Source organism: Desulfobaccales bacterium, assembly GCA_041648175.1.
Taxonomy (GTDB): Bacteria; Desulfobacterota; Desulfobaccia; order Desulfobaccales; family 0-14-0-80-60-11; genus 0-14-0-80-60-11.
This window is the reverse complement of record JBAZPO010000006.1, coordinates 17,608-35,654: the sequence shown is the minus strand read 5'-3', so window position 1 is coordinate 35,654 and position 18,047 is coordinate 17,608. Positions and strand designations below refer to the sequence as shown.

At 57.5% G+C, this 18,047-nt stretch carries 9 protein-coding genes and 1 tRNA gene; 7 read left to right on the top strand and 3 right to left on the bottom strand.

Annotated elements, in window-relative coordinates:
* Nucleotides 1-9: 9 nt before the first annotated feature.
* Together fdhF and WC600_07340 are read right to left on the bottom strand one after the other, a co-directional pair.
* Nucleotides 10-2,703, bottom strand: a complete 2,694-nt coding sequence (fdhF, locus tag WC600_07345; GenBank protein MFA4902545.1) for a formate dehydrogenase subunit alpha — start codon at nt 2,701-2,703, stop codon at nt 10-12.
* A gap of 218 nt (nt 2,704-2,921) precedes the next feature.
* Complete coding sequence (locus WC600_07340) at nt 2,922-6,911, bottom strand: diguanylate cyclase (GenBank protein MFA4902544.1); 3,990 nt, start codon at nt 6,909-6,911, stop codon at nt 2,922-2,924.
* A 240-nt stretch (nt 6,912-7,151) separates the two neighbouring features.
* Here WC600_07340 and WC600_07335 point away from each other — a divergent pair, with 240 nt between their 5' ends.
* On the top strand, nt 7,152-8,102 hold the full coding sequence (locus tag WC600_07335; protein ID MFA4902543.1) for a transporter: 951 nt from the start codon (nt 7,152-7,154) through the stop codon (nt 8,100-8,102).
* Between the two features lie 425 nt (nt 8,103-8,527).
* Here the strand turns inward: WC600_07335 and WC600_07330 are convergent.
* A tRNA-Gln gene (locus WC600_07330) sits at nt 8,528-8,601 on the bottom strand.
* A gap of 210 nt (nt 8,602-8,811) precedes the next feature.
* Here WC600_07330 and WC600_07325 point away from each other — a divergent pair.
* The 6 genes from WC600_07325 to WC600_07300 all read left to right on the top strand — a co-directional run bounded on the left by WC600_07325 (nt 8,812) and on the right by WC600_07300 (nt 17,581).
* Nucleotides 8,812-9,561 (top strand): AAA family ATPase, encoded by a 750-nt coding sequence (locus WC600_07325; protein MFA4902542.1) that lies wholly within the window; start codon nt 8,812-8,814, stop codon nt 9,559-9,561.
* 145 nt (nt 9,562-9,706) lie between these two features.
* On the top strand, nt 9,707-10,654 hold the full coding sequence (locus WC600_07320; protein MFA4902541.1) for an acetyl-CoA decarbonylase/synthase complex subunit delta: 948 nt from the start codon (nt 9,707-9,709) through the stop codon (nt 10,652-10,654).
* Nucleotides 10,655-10,807: 153 nt separating this feature from the next.
* Nucleotides 10,808-12,829, top strand: a complete 2,022-nt coding sequence (cooS, locus tag WC600_07315; protein MFA4902540.1) for an anaerobic carbon-monoxide dehydrogenase catalytic subunit — start codon at nt 10,808-10,810, stop codon at nt 12,827-12,829.
* An 83-nt stretch (nt 12,830-12,912) separates the two neighbouring features.
* Nucleotides 12,913-15,144 carry an acetyl-CoA decarbonylase/synthase complex subunit alpha/beta gene (acsB, locus tag WC600_07310; GenBank protein ID MFA4902539.1) on the top strand — a complete coding sequence of 744 codons (2,232 nt, stop codon included), beginning with the start codon at nt 12,913-12,915 and terminating at the stop codon, nt 15,142-15,144.
* A gap of 123 nt (nt 15,145-15,267) precedes the next feature.
* Nucleotides 15,268-16,608: an acetyl-CoA decarbonylase/synthase complex subunit gamma gene (gene acsC / locus WC600_07305; protein ID MFA4902538.1), complete on the top strand. Its 1,341-nt coding sequence runs from the start codon at nt 15,268-15,270 to the stop codon at nt 16,606-16,608.
* An 82-nt stretch (nt 16,609-16,690) separates the two neighbouring features.
* Nucleotides 16,691-17,581 carry a dihydropteroate synthase gene (locus tag WC600_07300; GenBank protein MFA4902537.1) on the top strand — a complete coding sequence of 297 codons (891 nt, stop codon included), beginning with the start codon at nt 16,691-16,693 and terminating at the stop codon, nt 17,579-17,581.
* Nucleotides 17,582-18,047 lie beyond the last annotated feature (466 nt).

The following is an 18,047-nucleotide window of genomic DNA, read 5'->3' as shown; positions in this document are numbered from 1 at the left end:
CCCCTTAGATCACGCTTTTTCGATATGCACGGCGCAGACTTTGTATTCCGGGATCTTGGCCACCGGGTCCAGGGCGGCGATGGTCAACTTATTCGCCGACGCCTCGATGAAGTGGAAGGGAATAAAGACGGTTCCAACTACGGCTTTGGACGACACCTGGGCCCGGGCGACGATTTCGCCCCGACGGGTCTTGATCCGCACCGCTTCGCCGTCGCCGATGCCATATTTGATGGCGTCCGGAGCCGCAACCTCTATGCGGCATTCCGGAGCCTTTTCTTCCAAACCCGGAGCCCGGCGGCTCATGGTACCGGTGTGGTACTGGTAAAGGAGCCGTCCGGTGGTCAAGATCAGAGGGTATTCGGCATCGGGCATTTCCGCAGGGTCGCGGTGTTCAATGGCGAAGAAGGCTCCCTTGCCCCGGGAAAACTGGCCCCGGTGTAGATAAACGGTGCCGGGGTGCTCCGGGGTGGGGCAGGGCCACTGCAAGCCGCCCGCGGTTTCCAGGCGAGCATAGGTGATACCGGCATAGGAGGGCGTAACCTGGCGAATCTCCTCGAAGATTGCTTCAGGATTAACATAGTCCATGGGGTAACCCAGCCGCCGGGAAATCTCGGCGATAATCTGCCAGTCGGGCCGGGAGTCGCCTATCGGCGGAATCACCTGGCGCACCCGGGCCACCCGCCGTTCAGTATTGGAAAAGGTGCCATCTTTTTCCGCGAAGGTGGTGGCGGGCAACACGACGTCGGCAAGCCGGCCGGTTTCGGTGAGGAAGATGTCCTGCACCACCAGAAAATCCAACTTTTGGAACGCCTTGACCAGATGGTCGGAATCCGGATCGGAAACGACCGGATTCTCCCCGACGATATACAGGGCCTTGATTTTGCCTTCGGGGATGGCCGGCACCATCGCGGTCATGGTCAGGCCGACCCAATCCGGCAAGTTCTTGACCCCCCAGGCAGTTTCCATCTTGGCCCGGGCCTTGGCATCGGTGACCGGCTGATACCCAGAAAAGACGTTGGGCAGACCGCCCATATCGCAGGCTCCCTGGACGTTGTTCTGGCCCCGCAGGGGGTTGACGCCGCCGCCTTCAATCCCGACGTTGCCGCAGAGCATGGAAAGGTTGGCCAGAGACTTGACGTTATCGGTGCCGACGGTGTGCTGGGTGATGCCCATGGCATAGACAATGGCGGCCGCGTTGGCTGAACCGTACAGCCGGGCAGCGCGCCGCAGGTCCGCGGCAGGCACGCCGCTGATCTGTTCCACATATTCGGGGGTATACTTGGCCACCGTTTCTTTGAGGGCGTCGAAGCCTTCCGTACGTTCGGCGACATAGGCCTGATCGTGCAGGTTTTCGTTGATGATGACATGCATCAGGCCGTTAATGACCGCGATGTCGGTGCCGGGACGCTGCCGCAGCCACATGGCCGCATGCTTCACCAAGTCGATACGTCGCGGTTCGATAACAATAATATTTTTATTATTCAGGCGCGCCGCCCGCTTAATAAAGGTCGAGATAACCGGATGGGTCTCCGTGGTGTTGGAGCCCGTAACCAGGATACAATCGGAATTCTCCAGTTCGGCGATGGAATTGGTCATCGCACCGGAGCCAAAAGAGGCGGCCAGCCCGGCCACCGTGGAGCTGTGTCAGAGACGGGCGCAGTGATCCACGTGATTAGAGCCGATCACCGCGCGCATAAGTTTTTGCATCAGGTAGTTTTCTTCGTTGGTCACCCGGGCGGAGGTCCAGCCGCCGATGGTCTCCGGGCCCGCGGTATCCCTGATCTCTCCCAGGCGGGAGGCGACCAAATCCAGGGCCTCATCCCAGGAGGCCTCCCGGAAGGCGCCATTTTCTTTGATGAGAGGCGTCTGCAGGCGGTCGGGATGATCCACAAAACTCCAACCGAAGCGCCCCTTGACGCAGAGCTTGCCATTATTGGGGACGGCATCGGCGCCGGTGACTTTGACGATGCGATTATCTTTGACGTGGACGTCCAACTGGCAGCCGACCCCGCAATAGGGGCAGGTGGTGCGCACCTGGGTGCGTTCCCAGGGACGCCCTTGGAACCGGGCCTGCTTATCCAAAAGCGCCCCCACCGGGCAGGCCTGGACGCACTCGCCACAGAAGACACAATCGGAATTAATATATGGATAATCGCCGCAGGCCACAATCTTGTTATGCGCGCCCCGGTAGCCGGTGGCGATGGCCTGGTTGACCTGGCGCTCATTGCAAGCCCGGACGCATCGGCCACACATGACGCACTTCGAAAAATCCCGCACGATCATATAATTATTATCTTCATAATAATACGGGGTGTCCGGAGGGTTGGCAAAATCAGGAGTAGTGACCTGATAGCGATAGGCCAGGGCCTGAAGCTCGCACTCGCCGTTGGCCTCGCACACCAGGCACTGGTGATTGCCCGAGGCCAAGAGCAGCTCGATAACCGTCTTGCGGGCCGCCACCACCCGGGGCGACTCGGTCTGGACCACCATCCCCGGGGCCGCCTGGGTAGCGCACGCCGGAAGCAGGGTCCGGGCACCTTCCACCTCGACCACACAGACGCGGCAGGCTCCGGTGGGAAGCGTGTCTTTGTAATCACATAAGGTAGGCACCGAGATGCCGGCCTCACGGGCAACGGCGAGAACAGTTTGCCCGGGATCGAACGTAAGGGTTGTGCCATTAATCGTCAGAGTCGACGGAGGCATAGTTTTTTCGCCCTCCATTATGAGGTTCGGCTTTAGATAATATCAACAGAGGCACGTGGTGGTTAGTCCGCCACCGGCCTCTAATCTCATCCCAAGAGTTTAGGGTGCTTGAGAAAATAATCTCAATCTATCAAAGTCATCGGCTGAAAATCAAGCAATAAATGTCAACCGTCAAACCAGGTGGGAGATTTTTGATGAAGGTGGCAGTTGCTTCCAACTCAGTCGTTCGGGTAACCTTCAGTGTGGGTCGGCAGGGCGATGGGAATAGCCTTTGGGGTTTCCAAAGGGTCTGCGGCCGCGATTACCCGATCCCGGCCGGCTCGTTTGGCCTGGTAGAGGGCGGCATCGGCAGCCAGGATAAGGTCCAATCCGGTTGAGCCGTGGACCGGATAGACGGCCACGCCCAGGGAAAGAGTGATAGGTTTCAAACCCCCATGATGCTCATGCATCTCTTTGACCGCCATGCGTAGAAGTTCGGCCCGTTCCAGCCCAACCTCCATGGAGGTCCCCGGAATGATAAGCAAGAATTCTTCGCCCCCATAGCGACAGGCGATGTCCTCCCCTCGAATTTCGCTTTTGACCAAATTTCCCAGAGCGCTCAGGAGCTCATCCCCGGCATTATGACCGAAGGTGTCGTTGTAGTCCTTAAAATGGTCCAGATCCATCATGATCACCGTTATGGGGCTCCCGGTGCGCGTGGAGCGCTTCAATTCCCGGTCCAGGGTTTCTTCCATATAGCGGCGGTTGAATAGGCCGGTGAGGGGGTCACGGATGGCCTGGCTCCGCAACGTCTCCCGGAGTCTCAAGTTGGCCAAGGCCAGGGCCATGTCTTCGGCCACCGTCAAGGCCAACTGTTCTTTCGGCACCGCCACGTCGGCCGCCTGCTCTTCGGGTCGGGGGCCCGATTCCAGATGTAAGACCCCCAGGGTCTCCCCTTGAGCCACGAGAGGCACACACAGGTAGCCGCCTAAGCAGGACGAGGACACATGGCGGCACAAGAAGGCTTCCCGGGGATTATCCACCTTATGAAGCCGGCCGCGGCGCACCGACCAACAGTCATCCGGGGCAAAGACCGATATCAGCGGTGTCGTCTGGCCCCAAGTGGCCACCGATTCAAAGAGGTTTCGGGAGTTATTGAGCAGGTAGAGGGCCCCTGAGTCATCGGGGAAAAACCTGGGCATGAAATATCCGATAGCCCCGTATGCTTCCTCCGAGGCCTGGCAAGCCTGCATCATATCCCCCATTTCATTGGCGAGGGTCATGGTGCGGTTCTGCTCCTCGACCTGGGCTACCAGGACTTGTAGCTTGTCGTTGCTGGTTTGGACGGCCTCCTCCCACTGCCGCCGCTCGGTGATATCTACAAAGCTTTCCAGGAGATACTCTTTGCCTTTCAGTGACACCGGCGCCACGGTCTTGATGATCCAGCGACTGGTCCCATCGGCGCGCAGCAAAATTCTCTCGGAATTATCTATGGTTTCATGCAAATCGGTGATAGGGCACTGTCCCACTTCCTTGGGGCAGATAAACTTATGGCAGACTGAACCGACTATCTGGTCCTTGGGAACGCCGATCATCTCCACGGCCACCGGGTTGGCGTCCACGATGACATGGATTGCCGGATCAATGAGCAAAACCCCGGTCTGGACGTGATCCAGGATGGTCTGGAGGCCGACTTCGCTTTCCCGCAAGGTTTCATCCATGTGCTGCCGATGGATGGCCTGGGCGTAGAGCATGGCCATCCGTTCACAGAGTTCCTGGTCCCGGGGAGTGTAGTCGCGGTCGGCATTGGCCAGGGCGATGAGACCAACCAGCTGATCTTCAATCAGAGCCGGGACTGAGAGAAACCGGTGGATGGGGGGCCCCCCCGGGGTGCCTGTGGCGCTGGGTGCCGGATCAGGATGGTTGTCCAGGAGAGGCTGGTCATGTTTGAGGGCCCAACCTAAGATACCGTCAAATTCGTGAAACTCCAAAGGCTTAGCCTCTGTCCGGCGAGACTCCCAGCCCTCTCCGGTCATGACCGGCACCACCAAGGCCCCCGTCACGGGATTAATATGACCACAAAAAGCCAACTTACTCCCGGTGAGGTTTTTGGCATGCCCGTTAACTAATGAAGCGATGTCTTCTAAAGATAATGAGGTCATCAGGGACTTAGACAAATCGGCTATGGCAGAGTTGACCATGGCTTCCCAAACCAGGTCGGCCGCCACCTTTTTGCGTTCGGTGATATCCCGGACAAAGACGATCTCCCGGATATGATCCCCATGGAGGATCTTGGCCGCGGTGCACTCCACATCCACCAAAGTCCCATCTTTTTTGCGATAGCGGGAACCTGGCGCCGGATTCGGCCCTTCTGTCCCCCCCCACACACATTCCTCCCGAGGCTCTAGAGACCCCGGAGCCCGGATTTGGTTGATCTCCAGGCCGACGAGTTCTTTTAGGTCGTAGCCCAGCCAGCGGGCCATGAAGGGATTGGCGTCGATAATTGTGCCGGTTTCCGCATTAAGGACAAAAACCGCCTCAGGGGCTGCGTCAAACATGGCCCGAAAGCGGGACTCGGATGCCAGGATACGGTTGGCGCCTTCCCGAATGGACAGGTTAGTGCCGGCATAGATCAAGACCAAGACCACAAAGGTAAATGCCGTAGCGATACCCAGCAGGCGGTAAAACACGATCATTTTGACCGAAGCCAACAATACCAAAGCCCAGCCTGGCGTCGCAACGGAGGCAATGCCTTGCCGATAAAATAAATAACTCTCCCCGTTAATTTTGACGGTGGTTCCATCCTCAGGGGGCCGGGGGAAAATGGGCTCAAAATCGACCGTCCCATACTGGGCCTTTAGTGCATCTTTATCAGGCCGATCAGCCGGCCACAAACTACGATAGTCCAGACTGGGACGGTTGCTCAGGAAGATCACCCCGTCGGGAGAAATGAGGAAGGCGGGACCGCTGGATCGCAGGTCGTGCTGAAAAGTATCCAAGGTCGTTTTTATGGCCGCGGTTCCCACAATCTTTCCGGTTGGATCAAGCACCGGGTACGCGGCATAAAATCCCCGCTTTTTCGTGGTAACCCCCAGGGCGAAATAGCGGCCCGGTTTGCCCGCCATGGCCTGTTGAAAATAGGGCCGAAAGGCATAATTATGGCCGACAAAACTGTCCGGGGCGTCTCGGTTGGAAGAGGCGATGGTGGTGCCAGTCTGGTCCTGGATATATGCCGGGGAGGCCCCGAATCGTGATTGGTATCGGTCCAGCACCGAGTTAGCCTGGGCTAGGGTCTGGGGTGACCTCGACCACAAGGCCGGGCCGATCCAGGGAGAGCCTGACATGGCTTTTACCGCAGCATCCGCTCCTTCCAGTTCGAACAACAAGCGCTGGATGATGAGATTAGTATCACTGGCGGCGTCCTTGAGGACCTGCTTGCGGGCCACATCGCCCAGGTATTGAGTCAAAACCCAACCAGCGGCCAGGATGACCACCAGAGCCGCAGCCGCGCCATACAGATATCGAGCCCGGACCCGGTGGCTTTGTTCGTATTCCACCGGCCACGATATCTGAAAGTAGCCCGCGATCATGGCGGAGATCCACAGCGCCAACAAGCCCCGCACCAATTGGATGGGCAGACCCGCGAAGTTGGCGAAGGTTTCATAGTTTACCAGGATGGCTGGGAAAAACGGGGCCTGGGGAACAATCACTCCGGTAGCCAGGCCATAAAGCATCAGACCCACACCACCAGCCAGGAGCCAGAATCGCTGCCGACGACCGCCCTGCCTACTTTCCGTATATAAAGCCCATCCGGCCCACAGGCTGCCCACCAGACCCAGGGCATACCGGGTGGTGACATTTAAGCCGCTTAAGCCGTGGACCGCACCCATGGCCGCACTCAAGACCAGGATACCCAAGACCCAGCGCCCCGGCATCCGGTCTCGCTGGCGACTGAGGCTGAGACGGCCGAATTCCACCAGGAAGAGAAAAGATGCGGCCAGGATGGCCCAGCGGCATGCCGCAAACCATACCCCAGCCTGCCAGGCCAGGGCCACAAGGCCCAACCACTCGTATAATCCGTGAATTAGGCCGAAGAGGGCCAGCCATTTCCAGGGAAGTCGTTGACTGACCTCCTTGGAGAGGATGTAGCACACCACCCCCAGACCGACAAAGGCCAGGCCGTAGAAAAAGCAAATATAATCCATCTGTGCCTGGAAAAAAGGGCTCATAAGAATCTTCTATCCTTGAAAAGGGGCAGGTGCGGCGTCTCCGGATTTTTTGGGACTTTGAGAGAAATTATTTTTTTTCTGTTTAGAAGCTGTAAATGTCTTATCGGCATGGTGCCCAAGTTAGTTAAACCTTAACGCCTCAGACTGGCGAAAAAAAGCCTGGGAGGTTAACTGACTTTTTTCGTTCGGAGGCCGATTTTTTGCTATAATAGCGCATCTCGACCACCTGAAGCCATTATTTTGACTTGGATCTTCCTGACCATCGTGCTGGGAATATGGACGGCTGCCATGCCCGGGGTCTGGATAGCCGCGGCGGCCGAGACAGCCCCTGAGCATCCCTCTACTGCCGGCCCGATCATCGCTGACTCTGCGGTCCCGGCTCCTCCCGGTCAATTAAATATCCAGCCATACTTGAGCCTGGGTGTGGTGGCGGGAAATTTCTCGACTAACTGGCGCCGGGTAAGCGCCGGCGGCAATTTTTACTCTCTGGAAATGCCGGTGAAGTTTACCTACGGTCTGGCCCCCAACATCGAAGTCTACCTCACGTCCGTCATGTTCCAGAATTGGGCCGGGCAGGTTTCGGCGCCCGGGTCGGGGGGAAGCCAGTCAGCCAGCTTCGCAGGCTTTGGAGATCTTTACGGCACGGTCAAATATCAGCTCTGGGAAGAGACCGATTGGCGCCCCACGGTTACCCCGTTATTGAGCGTAAATTTTCCCACCGGACACCATTTTAATCTCAATCCCGCCAGGCTGGGCACCGATGCCCTGGGGGGCGGCATGTTTGTCTTCACTCCCGGCGTCAACCTGGCCAAATGGGTGGGGCCCATCTATCTTTATGCCAACCTGTGGTACAGTTTCCCCACCACAGATGCTGGAGCGCCCGCTAATCAGCAGGCCTCCCCTCTCCTTCCGTCGGTGCCTGGCCGGGATCTGATTACCGTCAATCTGGCGGCAGAGTGGCCCTTAACAGCGCACTGGGTGGCCCTGCTCGAGTGCTATACGAGCTGGAATGTGGGTCCGTTGTTCCGCTATTCCCGGGAGGTTATCACCCATGATGTGGGAGTTCTGCCCGGGATCGAATATATCTTCAACTCCCGTTGGTCCTGCGAACTGGGGGTGGCCATCGACCTGGTCGGGAAAAATTCCTTCTATAGCTATACCCCGATTTTCACGGCTATTATGACTTTTTAAGGCTGGTTTTACTTATAGCGTTTGCCAAAAGAGTCTCTTGCAAAATTGCCAGACATTATGCAGTCGCAGGTTTTAGCCTATATGAGCACAGGCTGAAAAGCCTGTGCTACCGGCGATTTTTAAATACCCCTATAAGGTTTCCACTGTAAGAAGATTATTATTGCAAGAGGCTCAAAAGTTTTTCCGTAATTAGGAGATACTTTAACACCCCAAATCCCCCCTAACCTCCCTTTGGTAAAAAGGGTAACTATAAGGAATTACTTATAAAGTCACCCTTTGAAAAAGGGGGATTTAGGGGGATTTAAAAATCAGCCAGCGGCATAAATTTATGGCAAACGCTATATATCCTCATTATCATCTCCGGCACCCCGAAAAAAAACCCCAGGGAGTCTGCCTGGGGTTTACGGATTTCTATCCTCATGGGTTGGCTGGGGGAGGAGGATTCGAACCTCCATCGGCGACTCCAAAGGCCGCTGTCCTGCCATTGGACGATCCCCCAGTTGGGAGCCGGCAATGTGGCCGCGTCCGTCACTTTGCCCACACTACCTTAAAGATTATAATTTTTATCCCCAAAACCCTGCAAGCATTTTATGCCTTTGCCGAAACCAGGCTAGGCTATAAACGCGCGCCTGTATAGAGAGAACTTCACTTTTTCGCTATTTTCTTCTATAATCACATGTGAATACTTTCACAGTAAGGAGAGCCCATCGTGAGTTTTCTCATCGCCATGGCCGGCAAAGGCGGCACCGGCAAGACTACCGTGGCCGGCATGCTGCTGCGCTACCTGATCGAACACGGCAAGCAACCGGTGTTGGCGGTGGACGCCGACGCTAACAGCAATCTTAATGAAGTCCTGGGACTTGAGGTGGAGACCACCGTGGGCGCGGCGCGGGAAGAGATGAAAAAGGGCGGCGGCATGCGGGACATGACCAAAGACCAGCTCATTGAGATGCGCATCAATCAATGCCTGGTGGAGGCTGAGGGCTTCGACCTCATCGCCATGGGCCAGCCGGAAGGCGCGGGCTGTTACTGCGCCGCCAATAATCTGGTGGCTCACTTCATGGATGTCCTGGCGAAAAATTACCCCTACATCCTGATGGACAATGAAGCGGGCATGGAGCATATGAGCCGCCTCACCACGCATAAGGTGGATCTCCTGGTGCTGGTGAGCGACCCTTCGTGGCGGGGCATCCAGGCGGCTCGGCGCCTCAAGGACCTGGCCCAGTCCCTGAACGTGGTGACGGGTCGGGCCGTTCTCATTGTTAACCGGGTGAGCAATGGCCTGTCTTCCAGAACCACGGAGGAAATTGCCACTCAGGGTCTGGAATTGGCCGGTTTAATCCCCGAGGATTCCCAACTCGCCGAGTTCGACAGCCAGGGCCTTCCCACTTTTACCCTGCCAGCGGATTCCCCAGCATTAAAAGGTGGTTACGCCATCTTTGACCGGTTGTTGTCTTAAGTGCAATAACAGGTAATGCCTGTCGCGTGATTTTTTGCTTGACAGGTTGCCTAATTAATTATTATTTTCACAATGTTTATACCTCCGCATTTTAATAACAAGATAAGATGCCGGCAATTCCGGAAAATTTAAGGAGGGAACTACCTTGGCGTTTGAAATTCCCAAACAGAAGTATTCTGGCTCGATCAAAACGGTAACCATTGGTAAAGGCGATACCGCCATCACCCTGGGAGGAGAAACCTCCTACCCCTTCTATACGTTTGAAGGGGTCATGCCGAACAAACCCCGGATTGCCATGGAGATTTGGGACCGGGACCCGGGCGAAGACTGGGCTGGCCCGGTGTATGAAACCATTAAGGATGTCGCCGGGGACCCCGTGGCTTGGGCGAAGAAGTGCGTTAATGAATTTGGCGCCGAAGCTATCGCTTTGATCCTCAACAGCACCGATCCCAACGGGAACAACGCTTCCCCCGAGGCGGCTGCGGAAACGGCCAAGAAGGTGTTGGCCGCCATTAATGTGCCGCTGATCGTCTACGGCACCAGCAACGTGGAAAAAGACGCGGAAGTCCTGCCTGCCGTGGCTGAAGCCTGTGCTGACAAGAGCATCACCTTGGGTCCCGTGCAGGACAAGAACTACAAGAAGATCGGCGCCGCGGCCCTGGGCTATGGCCACTCTGTTTCGGCCAACTCGCCCATCGATGTCAACCTGGCCAAACAGTTAAATATCCTTCTGGGCCAGTTGGGCGTCAAAGACAGTCATATTTTGGTTGATCCCACCACTGGCGGCCTGGGCTACGGTCTGGAGTATTCCTATTCCGTCATGGAGCGGGACCGCATGGCCGCCCTGACCCAGGAAGACGAAAAGCTGCAGCTCCCCATCCTCAACTACGTCGGTCAGGAAGTCTGGAAGGTGAAGGAGTGCAAGCAGACCAACGCAGAGGCGCCGCAACTGGGCGACCAGACCAAACGGGGCATCCTGATGGAAGCCATCACCGCCGTGGACCTGCTTCTGGCCGGTAGCGATCTGCTTATCATGCGCCATCCGGAATCGGTGAAGATGGTAAAAAAAGTCATCCAGGAACTGGCCGGCTAAAACGACGCCGGACCTGGAGTAGATGTACCTTGTTTCTCAGAGTTCAGCCCCGTTAAGCCAAACGGTATTCTTGTTCCACTTCTGGGTATCGGGCTCTGTTTCAAAGGGGGGCCATGAAGGTCATCCCTAAAAGTAAGAAACTGGAGGAAAGCAATGGCTGAGTTAGATGTGATGAAATGTTCTATAGACCCTGCGACCCAGGAGATGCTCAAGAAGGCCCAGGCGGAAGGTATCGAAACCATCTTTGACCGGGCCCAGACCATGAAGCCCTGCCCCATCGGGGCCGAGGGCGCCTGCTGCCGCATCTGCGCCCAGGGTCCCTGTCGCGTGCCCCCGCCCAAGAAGGCGAAAGAAGGCGAGGAGCAGAAGAAGCAGGCTGTGGGCCTGTGCGGCGCCACCGCCGAGACCATCGTGGCCCGGAACTTCGCCCGCATGGTTTGCGCCGGGACTGCGTCCCACAATGACCATTCCCGTGGCACCGCCCTGTTGTTCAAGGAAGTGGCCCACGGCAGGGCCCAGGGTTATGAGATCAAAGACGTGGCCAAGCTGCGCAAGGTGGCCCGGGATTGGAACGTGGCCATCAGCGACGGTGAAGGCGACGACGCCAAACCCCGCGGAAAAGATGTCATCGCCCAGGAACTGGCGGACAAGGTCTTGTCGGAGTTTGGCCAGCAGACCGGCGAAATCACCTATGTGAACCGGGCTCCCAAGAAACGCCAGGAGATCTGGCGCAAGCTGGGGATAGTGCCCCGGGGCTACGACATCGAGGTCGTGGAACTGATGCACCGCACCCACATGGGCGTGGACCAGGAATACCACAACATCATCAAGCAGTGCAGCCGCACTGCCCTTTCCGATGGCTGGGGCGGCTCCATGATCTCCACCGACCTCCAGGACATCCTGTTCGGCTGCCCGGTACCGGTAGCCGGCGAGATCAATCTGGGCGTCCTCAAAGAAGACCACGTCAACATCATCATCCACGGCCATGAGCCGCTGTTGCCCGAGATGATCTACGTGGCGGCCCAGGAGCCGGAAGCGATCACCTACGCCCAGAACAAGGGCGCCAAGGGCGTTCAGTTGGCCGGCATGTGCTGCTCCGCCAACGAGATCCTCATGCGCCACGGCATCCCGGTGGCGGGCAACTACCTGCAGCAGGAGTTGGCCATCATCACCGGCGCGGTGGACGCCATGGTGGTGGACGTGCAGTGCGAGATGCAGTCCCTGGCCAACGTGGCCAAGTGCTACCACACCAAGCTGATTACCACCGATCCCCGGGCCCGGATCGAAGGGGAGACCATGCACATCCCCTTTGACGAACATCATGCCCTGGACGTGGCCCGGAATATAGTGCGGGAAGCCATCGACAACTTCGCCAATCGCCGTGCCCCGGTGCTGATCCCGTCCCAGAGCCATCCCACCGTAGTGGGCTTCAGCTATGAGACCATCCAGTACCTGCTGGGCGGCTCCATCCGCGGCTCGTATTACACCCTGAACGACAACATCATCGGCGGCCGGGTGCGGGGCGTGGCCGGCGTGGTGGGCTGCAACAACTGCCGCACCATGCACGACAACTCCCATCTCACCATGATCAAGGAACTGCTGAAGAACGACGTCATCGTCCTGACCACCGGCTGCTCCGCCATGACCGCGGGGAAATTCGGGTTGTTGAGCCCGGAATCGGCCAAAGAGCACTGCGGTCCCGGCCTGGCCGAGGTCTGCGAAACCGTGGGCATCCCGCCGGTGCTGCACATGGGCTCCTGCGTGGATAACTCCCGGATCCTGATGGCGGCCACCGCCTGCATCAAGGCCGGCGGCCTGGGCACCGACATCTGCGATATGCCCGCGGCGGGCGCGGCGCCGGAGTGGATGAGTGAAAAAGCCATCGCCATCGGCCAGTACTTCGTGGCCTCGGGCGTCTACACCCTGTTTGGGGTCACCTTCCCCAGCACCGGGTCCGAGCTCCTCAGCGAATACCTGTTCAAGGGTATCGAAGAAGAGCTAGGCGGCAAGTGGGACTTCGAGCCCGACCCGGAGTTGGCGGCCAAGAAGATGATCGCCCACATCGACAGCAAGCGCAAAGCCCTGGGCATCGACAAGGCTCGGGAGCGGGTGCTCTTCGACATGGATATGCGCCGGGAAATGGCTGAAGCCGCCGCAGCAGGGGAAGAGCATTAAGAATCAACGGCGCCGCCCTGCCGCTAGGGAGGGCGGTTCCTTGCAGCTAATTTCCTTTACGAAAAAGGAAGGAGGAAGTCACAGTGTCGAAAATCATCATATCCGCAGCCATCCGCGGGGCTCACAAGATCGTAAACAAGTGCGCGGCCAAATTGGACGAAGCCATCCAGAAATATGGTGAAAACCAGGAAATCGGTTTCCCCAATACCGCCTATTATCTTCCCATTATCTACTCCCTGATGGGCACCAAGATCGAGAAGCTGAAGGACGCGGTTCCCGTCATGAAACGCTGCAAATCCCTGCTGCCGCCGGTCCCGGCCGAGCACAACTACCTGCCCTACTTGGGACCCGGCCTGGACGCTGGTCTGGCCACCCTGTTCGCCGAAGAAATTTTCGAGGCCATCCGCTACGTGGATGATCCGAATTTCTATGTGGGCGGGGAAGAAGTCTATAGCAAAGGCGACAAGAATATCTGGCTGGGCGCCGCGGAAGACACCATCTTCCGGAAACGTGGCGTCGAGTTCGTAGACGGCTCCGCCCCCGGGTTCGCCGCCATCGTCGGCGCCGCCCCCTCGGTGCAGGAAGCCGTGGACCTGGTCACGGAATATCAGAAAAAGAACCTCTACATCTTCTGCGCCGCCAAGTCCATTGACGGCAAAACCTCGGTACCTGAACAGCTCCTGGAAGGCGGGGTACAGATCGGCTGGCCCACCCGGATCGTGCCCTTCAGCCCGGACATCTCCGGTGCGGTCTTCGCTCTGGGCTTCGCCAACCGGGCCGCCATGGCCTTCGGTGGCATGAAGCCTGGTGCGGCCCTGAAAATGCTCCTGTACAACAAGGACCGCATCTTCGCGTTCGTTAACGCCGTATCCGAAATCTCCGATGAATGGTACGCCAACGCCGCCGGTTGTATCAACTGGGGCTTCCCCACCATCACCAACCAGGACATCCCCCAGGTGCTGCCCACCGGTATCTGTACTTATGAGCATGTGGTCAGCAACGTACCCATGGCGGAGTTGGGCCAGAAGTCCATCGAAGTCCGGGGCCTCAAGGTCGCGATCACCGCGATCGACATCCCGGTGAACTTCGGCGCCGCCTTCGAAGGTGAGCGCGTCCGCAAAGACGACCTCTACGCCGAGTGTGGTGGCGGCAAGACCCAGGCGGTGGAGTTGGTCACCAGCAAACGCATGGAAGAAGTGGAAGACGGCAAAGTGGAAGTCTTCGGTCTTGATCTTCCGGACCTGCCGCAAGACAAGATCCCCATGCGCCTGCCCATGGCGATCGTGGTTGAAGTTGCCGGCCGGGCCTTCCAGCCCGACTTCGAGCCCATCCTGGAACGGCAGATTCACCATCTGGTGAACTACGCCCAGGGCGTCATGCATATCGGGCAGCGGGACATCGCCTGGTACCGCATCGGCAAATCCGCGGTGGAAAAGGGCTTCAGCCTGAAACACATCGGCACTATCCTCCACGCCAAGTTCCATCAGGACTTCGGCGCCATCTTCGACAAATGTCAGATCAAGATTTACACCGATAAAGACAAAGTGGACGAAATCACCAAGCAGGCCCGGAAAATCTATCACGAACGTGACCGCCGGGTCGAGAACATGCGTGATGAAACCACCGAGACTTACTACTCCTGCACCCTGTGCCAGTCCTTCGCGCCGAACCACGTCTGCGTGGTCAGCCCTGAGCGGACCGGCCTCTGCGGCGCTTATAACTGGATGGACTGCAAAGCCTCCTTCGAAATCAACCCCACCGGCCCCAACCAGCCCATCCTGAAGGGCGAAACCCTGGATGAGAAGCTGGGGAACTGGCAGGGTGTCAACGATTTCGTCTTCAAGGCTTCCCGGCAGTCGGTTGCTTCCTACAACATGTACAGCCTGGTCTATGATCCCATGACCACCTGCGGCTGCTGCGAGGCTATTTCCGCGGTGCTGCCCATGTGCAATGGCATTATGACCGTTAACCGGGACTACACCGGTGAAACCCCCTGCGGGATGAAGTTCACCACCCTGGCCGGCGTCATCGGCGGCGGGCAGGTTACCCCGGGTTTCGTGGGCCACAGCAAGTTCAACGTCACCCAACGGAAGTTCATCATAGGCGACGGTGGCCTGAAACGGGTAGTGTGGATGCCCAAAATCCTGAAAGATGAACTCCGGGAACGGCTCCTGGCACGGGGTGAGGAAGAAGGGATTCCCGATCTTATCGATCGTATTGCCGATGAGACCGTAGGTGTCACTGAAGACGAAATCCTGGCCTACCTGACGGAAAAGAAACACCCGGCCCTGGAGATGGATCCCATTATCGGCTAACCCTAACGGGGGTCTGGAGGTGCGCCCCTCCAGACCCTTTCTTGGTATAAAATCTCGGCGGGTTGGCCACGCCAATCCGGGTTAGCCTCCGCCGGGTACCAGTCATGGATAAGGAGAGAGACGATGGCATTAACTGGAATTGAAATCTTTAAAATGCTCGCCAAAACCAACTGTAAGGAATGCGGCTACCCCACGTGTCTGGCCTTTGCCATGGCCCTGGCCAGTGGTAAGGCGGAGTTGGCTGCCTGTCCTTATGTGTCCGATGAGGTAAAAGATAAACTTGCCGAAGCTTCGGCCCCGCCCATCCGCCCCATTAAATTTCCGATGAAGGAAGGGGTGAAGGCCATCGGCGGTGAGACCGTGATGTTCCGTCACGAAAAGACCTTCTTCAACCCCACCGTGATCGCCGGATTGGTTACCACCGCCGCCTCCGATGCGGAAGTGGATGCCAAGCTGGCCCAGTTCATGAAATTGCAGTATGACCGGGTAGGTTTGCTGCTGCGCCCGGAAATGATAGTTGTTCATGATGCCGGTGGCGATGCCGGCAAATTTGCCGCTCTGGCCAAAAAAGTGGCGGATAAGACCGACGCCGCTATCCTGCTGTGCAGCGAAAAGGCGGACGTGACCAAGGCTGGCGCCGAAGCGGTGAAAGACCGCAAACCCACCCTGGGTGTAGCCACCGCCGCCAACGTCGACGCCATGGGTGCCCTGGCCAAAGAGATGGGGCTGCCCCTGGTGGCTAAGGGCGAGGGCTATGATTCTCTGGCCGAGCTCGTCACCAAGCTCACCGGTATGGGCCTTAAAGACCTGATCATCGACACTGGCAGCCGCGACCTGAAGCAGGCCTTCCAGGATCAGATAGTTCTGCGGCGGGCCGCCCTGGTGCCTAAGTTCCGGCCCTTCGGCTTCCCCACCATCACGGTCCCGGCCCAGATGACTGACGACCCCATGATGGAAAAGCTCTACGCTTCAGTCTTCATCGCCAAATACGGCGGCATCGTGGTGGTCAACGACCTGTCCGCCGACGGGATCTTCCCGCTGCTGCTGGAGCGCCTCAACATCTACACCGACCCGCAGAAGCCCATGATCATCACCCCGGGCATCTACGAGATCGGCACTCCGGGGCCGGATTCTCCCGTAGCCATCACCACCAACTTCGCCCTCACCTACTTCATCGTGTCCGGCGAAATCGAGAGCAGCAAGGTTTCTACCTGGCTGCTCATTCAAGACACCGAGGGACTGTCGGTGATGACCGCCTGGGCCGCCGGGAAATTCTCCGGCGACTCGGTGGCGATGTTCGTGAAAAAGTGCGGGATTGCCGACAAAGTCAAGACCCGGACCCTGCTCATTCCCGGATATGCCGCGGGCATCAGCGGTGACCTGGAAGAGGAACTGCCCGATTGGAAGGTTCTCATCGGGCCTCGGGAAGCCTCTCATATCCCGGCCTTGCTGAAAACCATGTAGAGGGAGTTCCTCATAAATATGGGAAGAGAGCCATGGGGCTTTCTTCCCCCACTGACAACACCGTCAAGAAGGGGGTCACCTGATGAGTAAATTTTACCGAATCGGCGAAAACCTGAACGTGGTGACCAAAGTTTATGGTCAAGCCATGAAGGAGCGTAACCCCAAGCCCCTCCAGGAGGTGGCCCTGAAAGAGGCCGAGGCCGGGGTGGATTTTATCGATGTTAATATCGGCCCGGCCCGCAAAGGCGGCGAAGAGCTGATGACATGGATAGTCAAGGCCATCCAGGAAGTGGTGCCCAATGTGCCCCTGGCCCTGGATACCTCCAACATCGCCGCCATGGAAGCTGGTCTCAAGGTCCATAAAGGCCGCGCCCTGATCAATTCCATCATGGCCCGGCCCGAGCGCATGGACGGCATGATGCCCCTGGTGAAGAAGTACGATGCCGACATGATCGGCCTGATGTGGGGCCCCGAAGGCATGCCCCGGGACGAACACGAACGCGGCATGCTTACCGCTGAAATCCTGGCCAAGGCGGCGGAATACGACATCGAGAACGAACGCATCTGGTTCGATCCCATCATCGCGCCGCTGAACATCCAGCAAAACCAGCTCATCGCCACCCTGGAGTATATGTCGATGCTTCAGGATATGGCGCCGGGATCTAAGTCTACCTGCGGTCTGTCCAACTCGTCAAACGGTGTGCCCGATGAGCTCCGCCCCATCATTAATCGCACTTATGTCATCATGCTCCAGCAAAAAGGCATGGTCTCCGCCATCGTAGACTCCTTCGACCAGGAGCTGGCCGACGTGGTCAACGGCAAAATGCCCGAAGCCGTGAAAATTGTTACCGATATCATGGAAGGCAAATCCGTGGACATCCCATCCATGTCCAAAACCTTGCAGAACTACGCCAAGACCGCCCGGGTCATCATGGGTCAAGTCTTGTTCTCCGACTCCTGGCTGGAAATCTAGTCAATGTAGGGTGCGCCTTGCGCACCATCTTATTTTTTCGCAACAAACGTGTAGGGGCGGGTTTAAAACCCGCCTCTTTTTTCGTATACCTGAAAATTTTTCAACGCATATTACATTTGATACTACTAATACCAAGTTGCGGTCATACAGGTAATTATAGTTTTTGTAGGGGCGGACCTATGTGTCCGCCCTCAGAGTGGTCGCACAGGCAAGTGTGCCTCTACAAAACCGAAGCTATTTTTACTTCTATGAGCGCAACTTGGTATAATTGGTATCATAAGGTCATGCAGTGGACCATAACGGTTTCCAGACAAGTGGTGAAACAAATAGAACTCTTGCCGTTGCCGGTTCGGAGGGGCCTAATACCAAGTTGCGCTCATACAGGTAATTTTGTTTTTGTAGGGGCGGACCTATGTGTCCGCCCTCATGGTGGCCGCACATGCAGGTACGATCCTACAAAACCGAA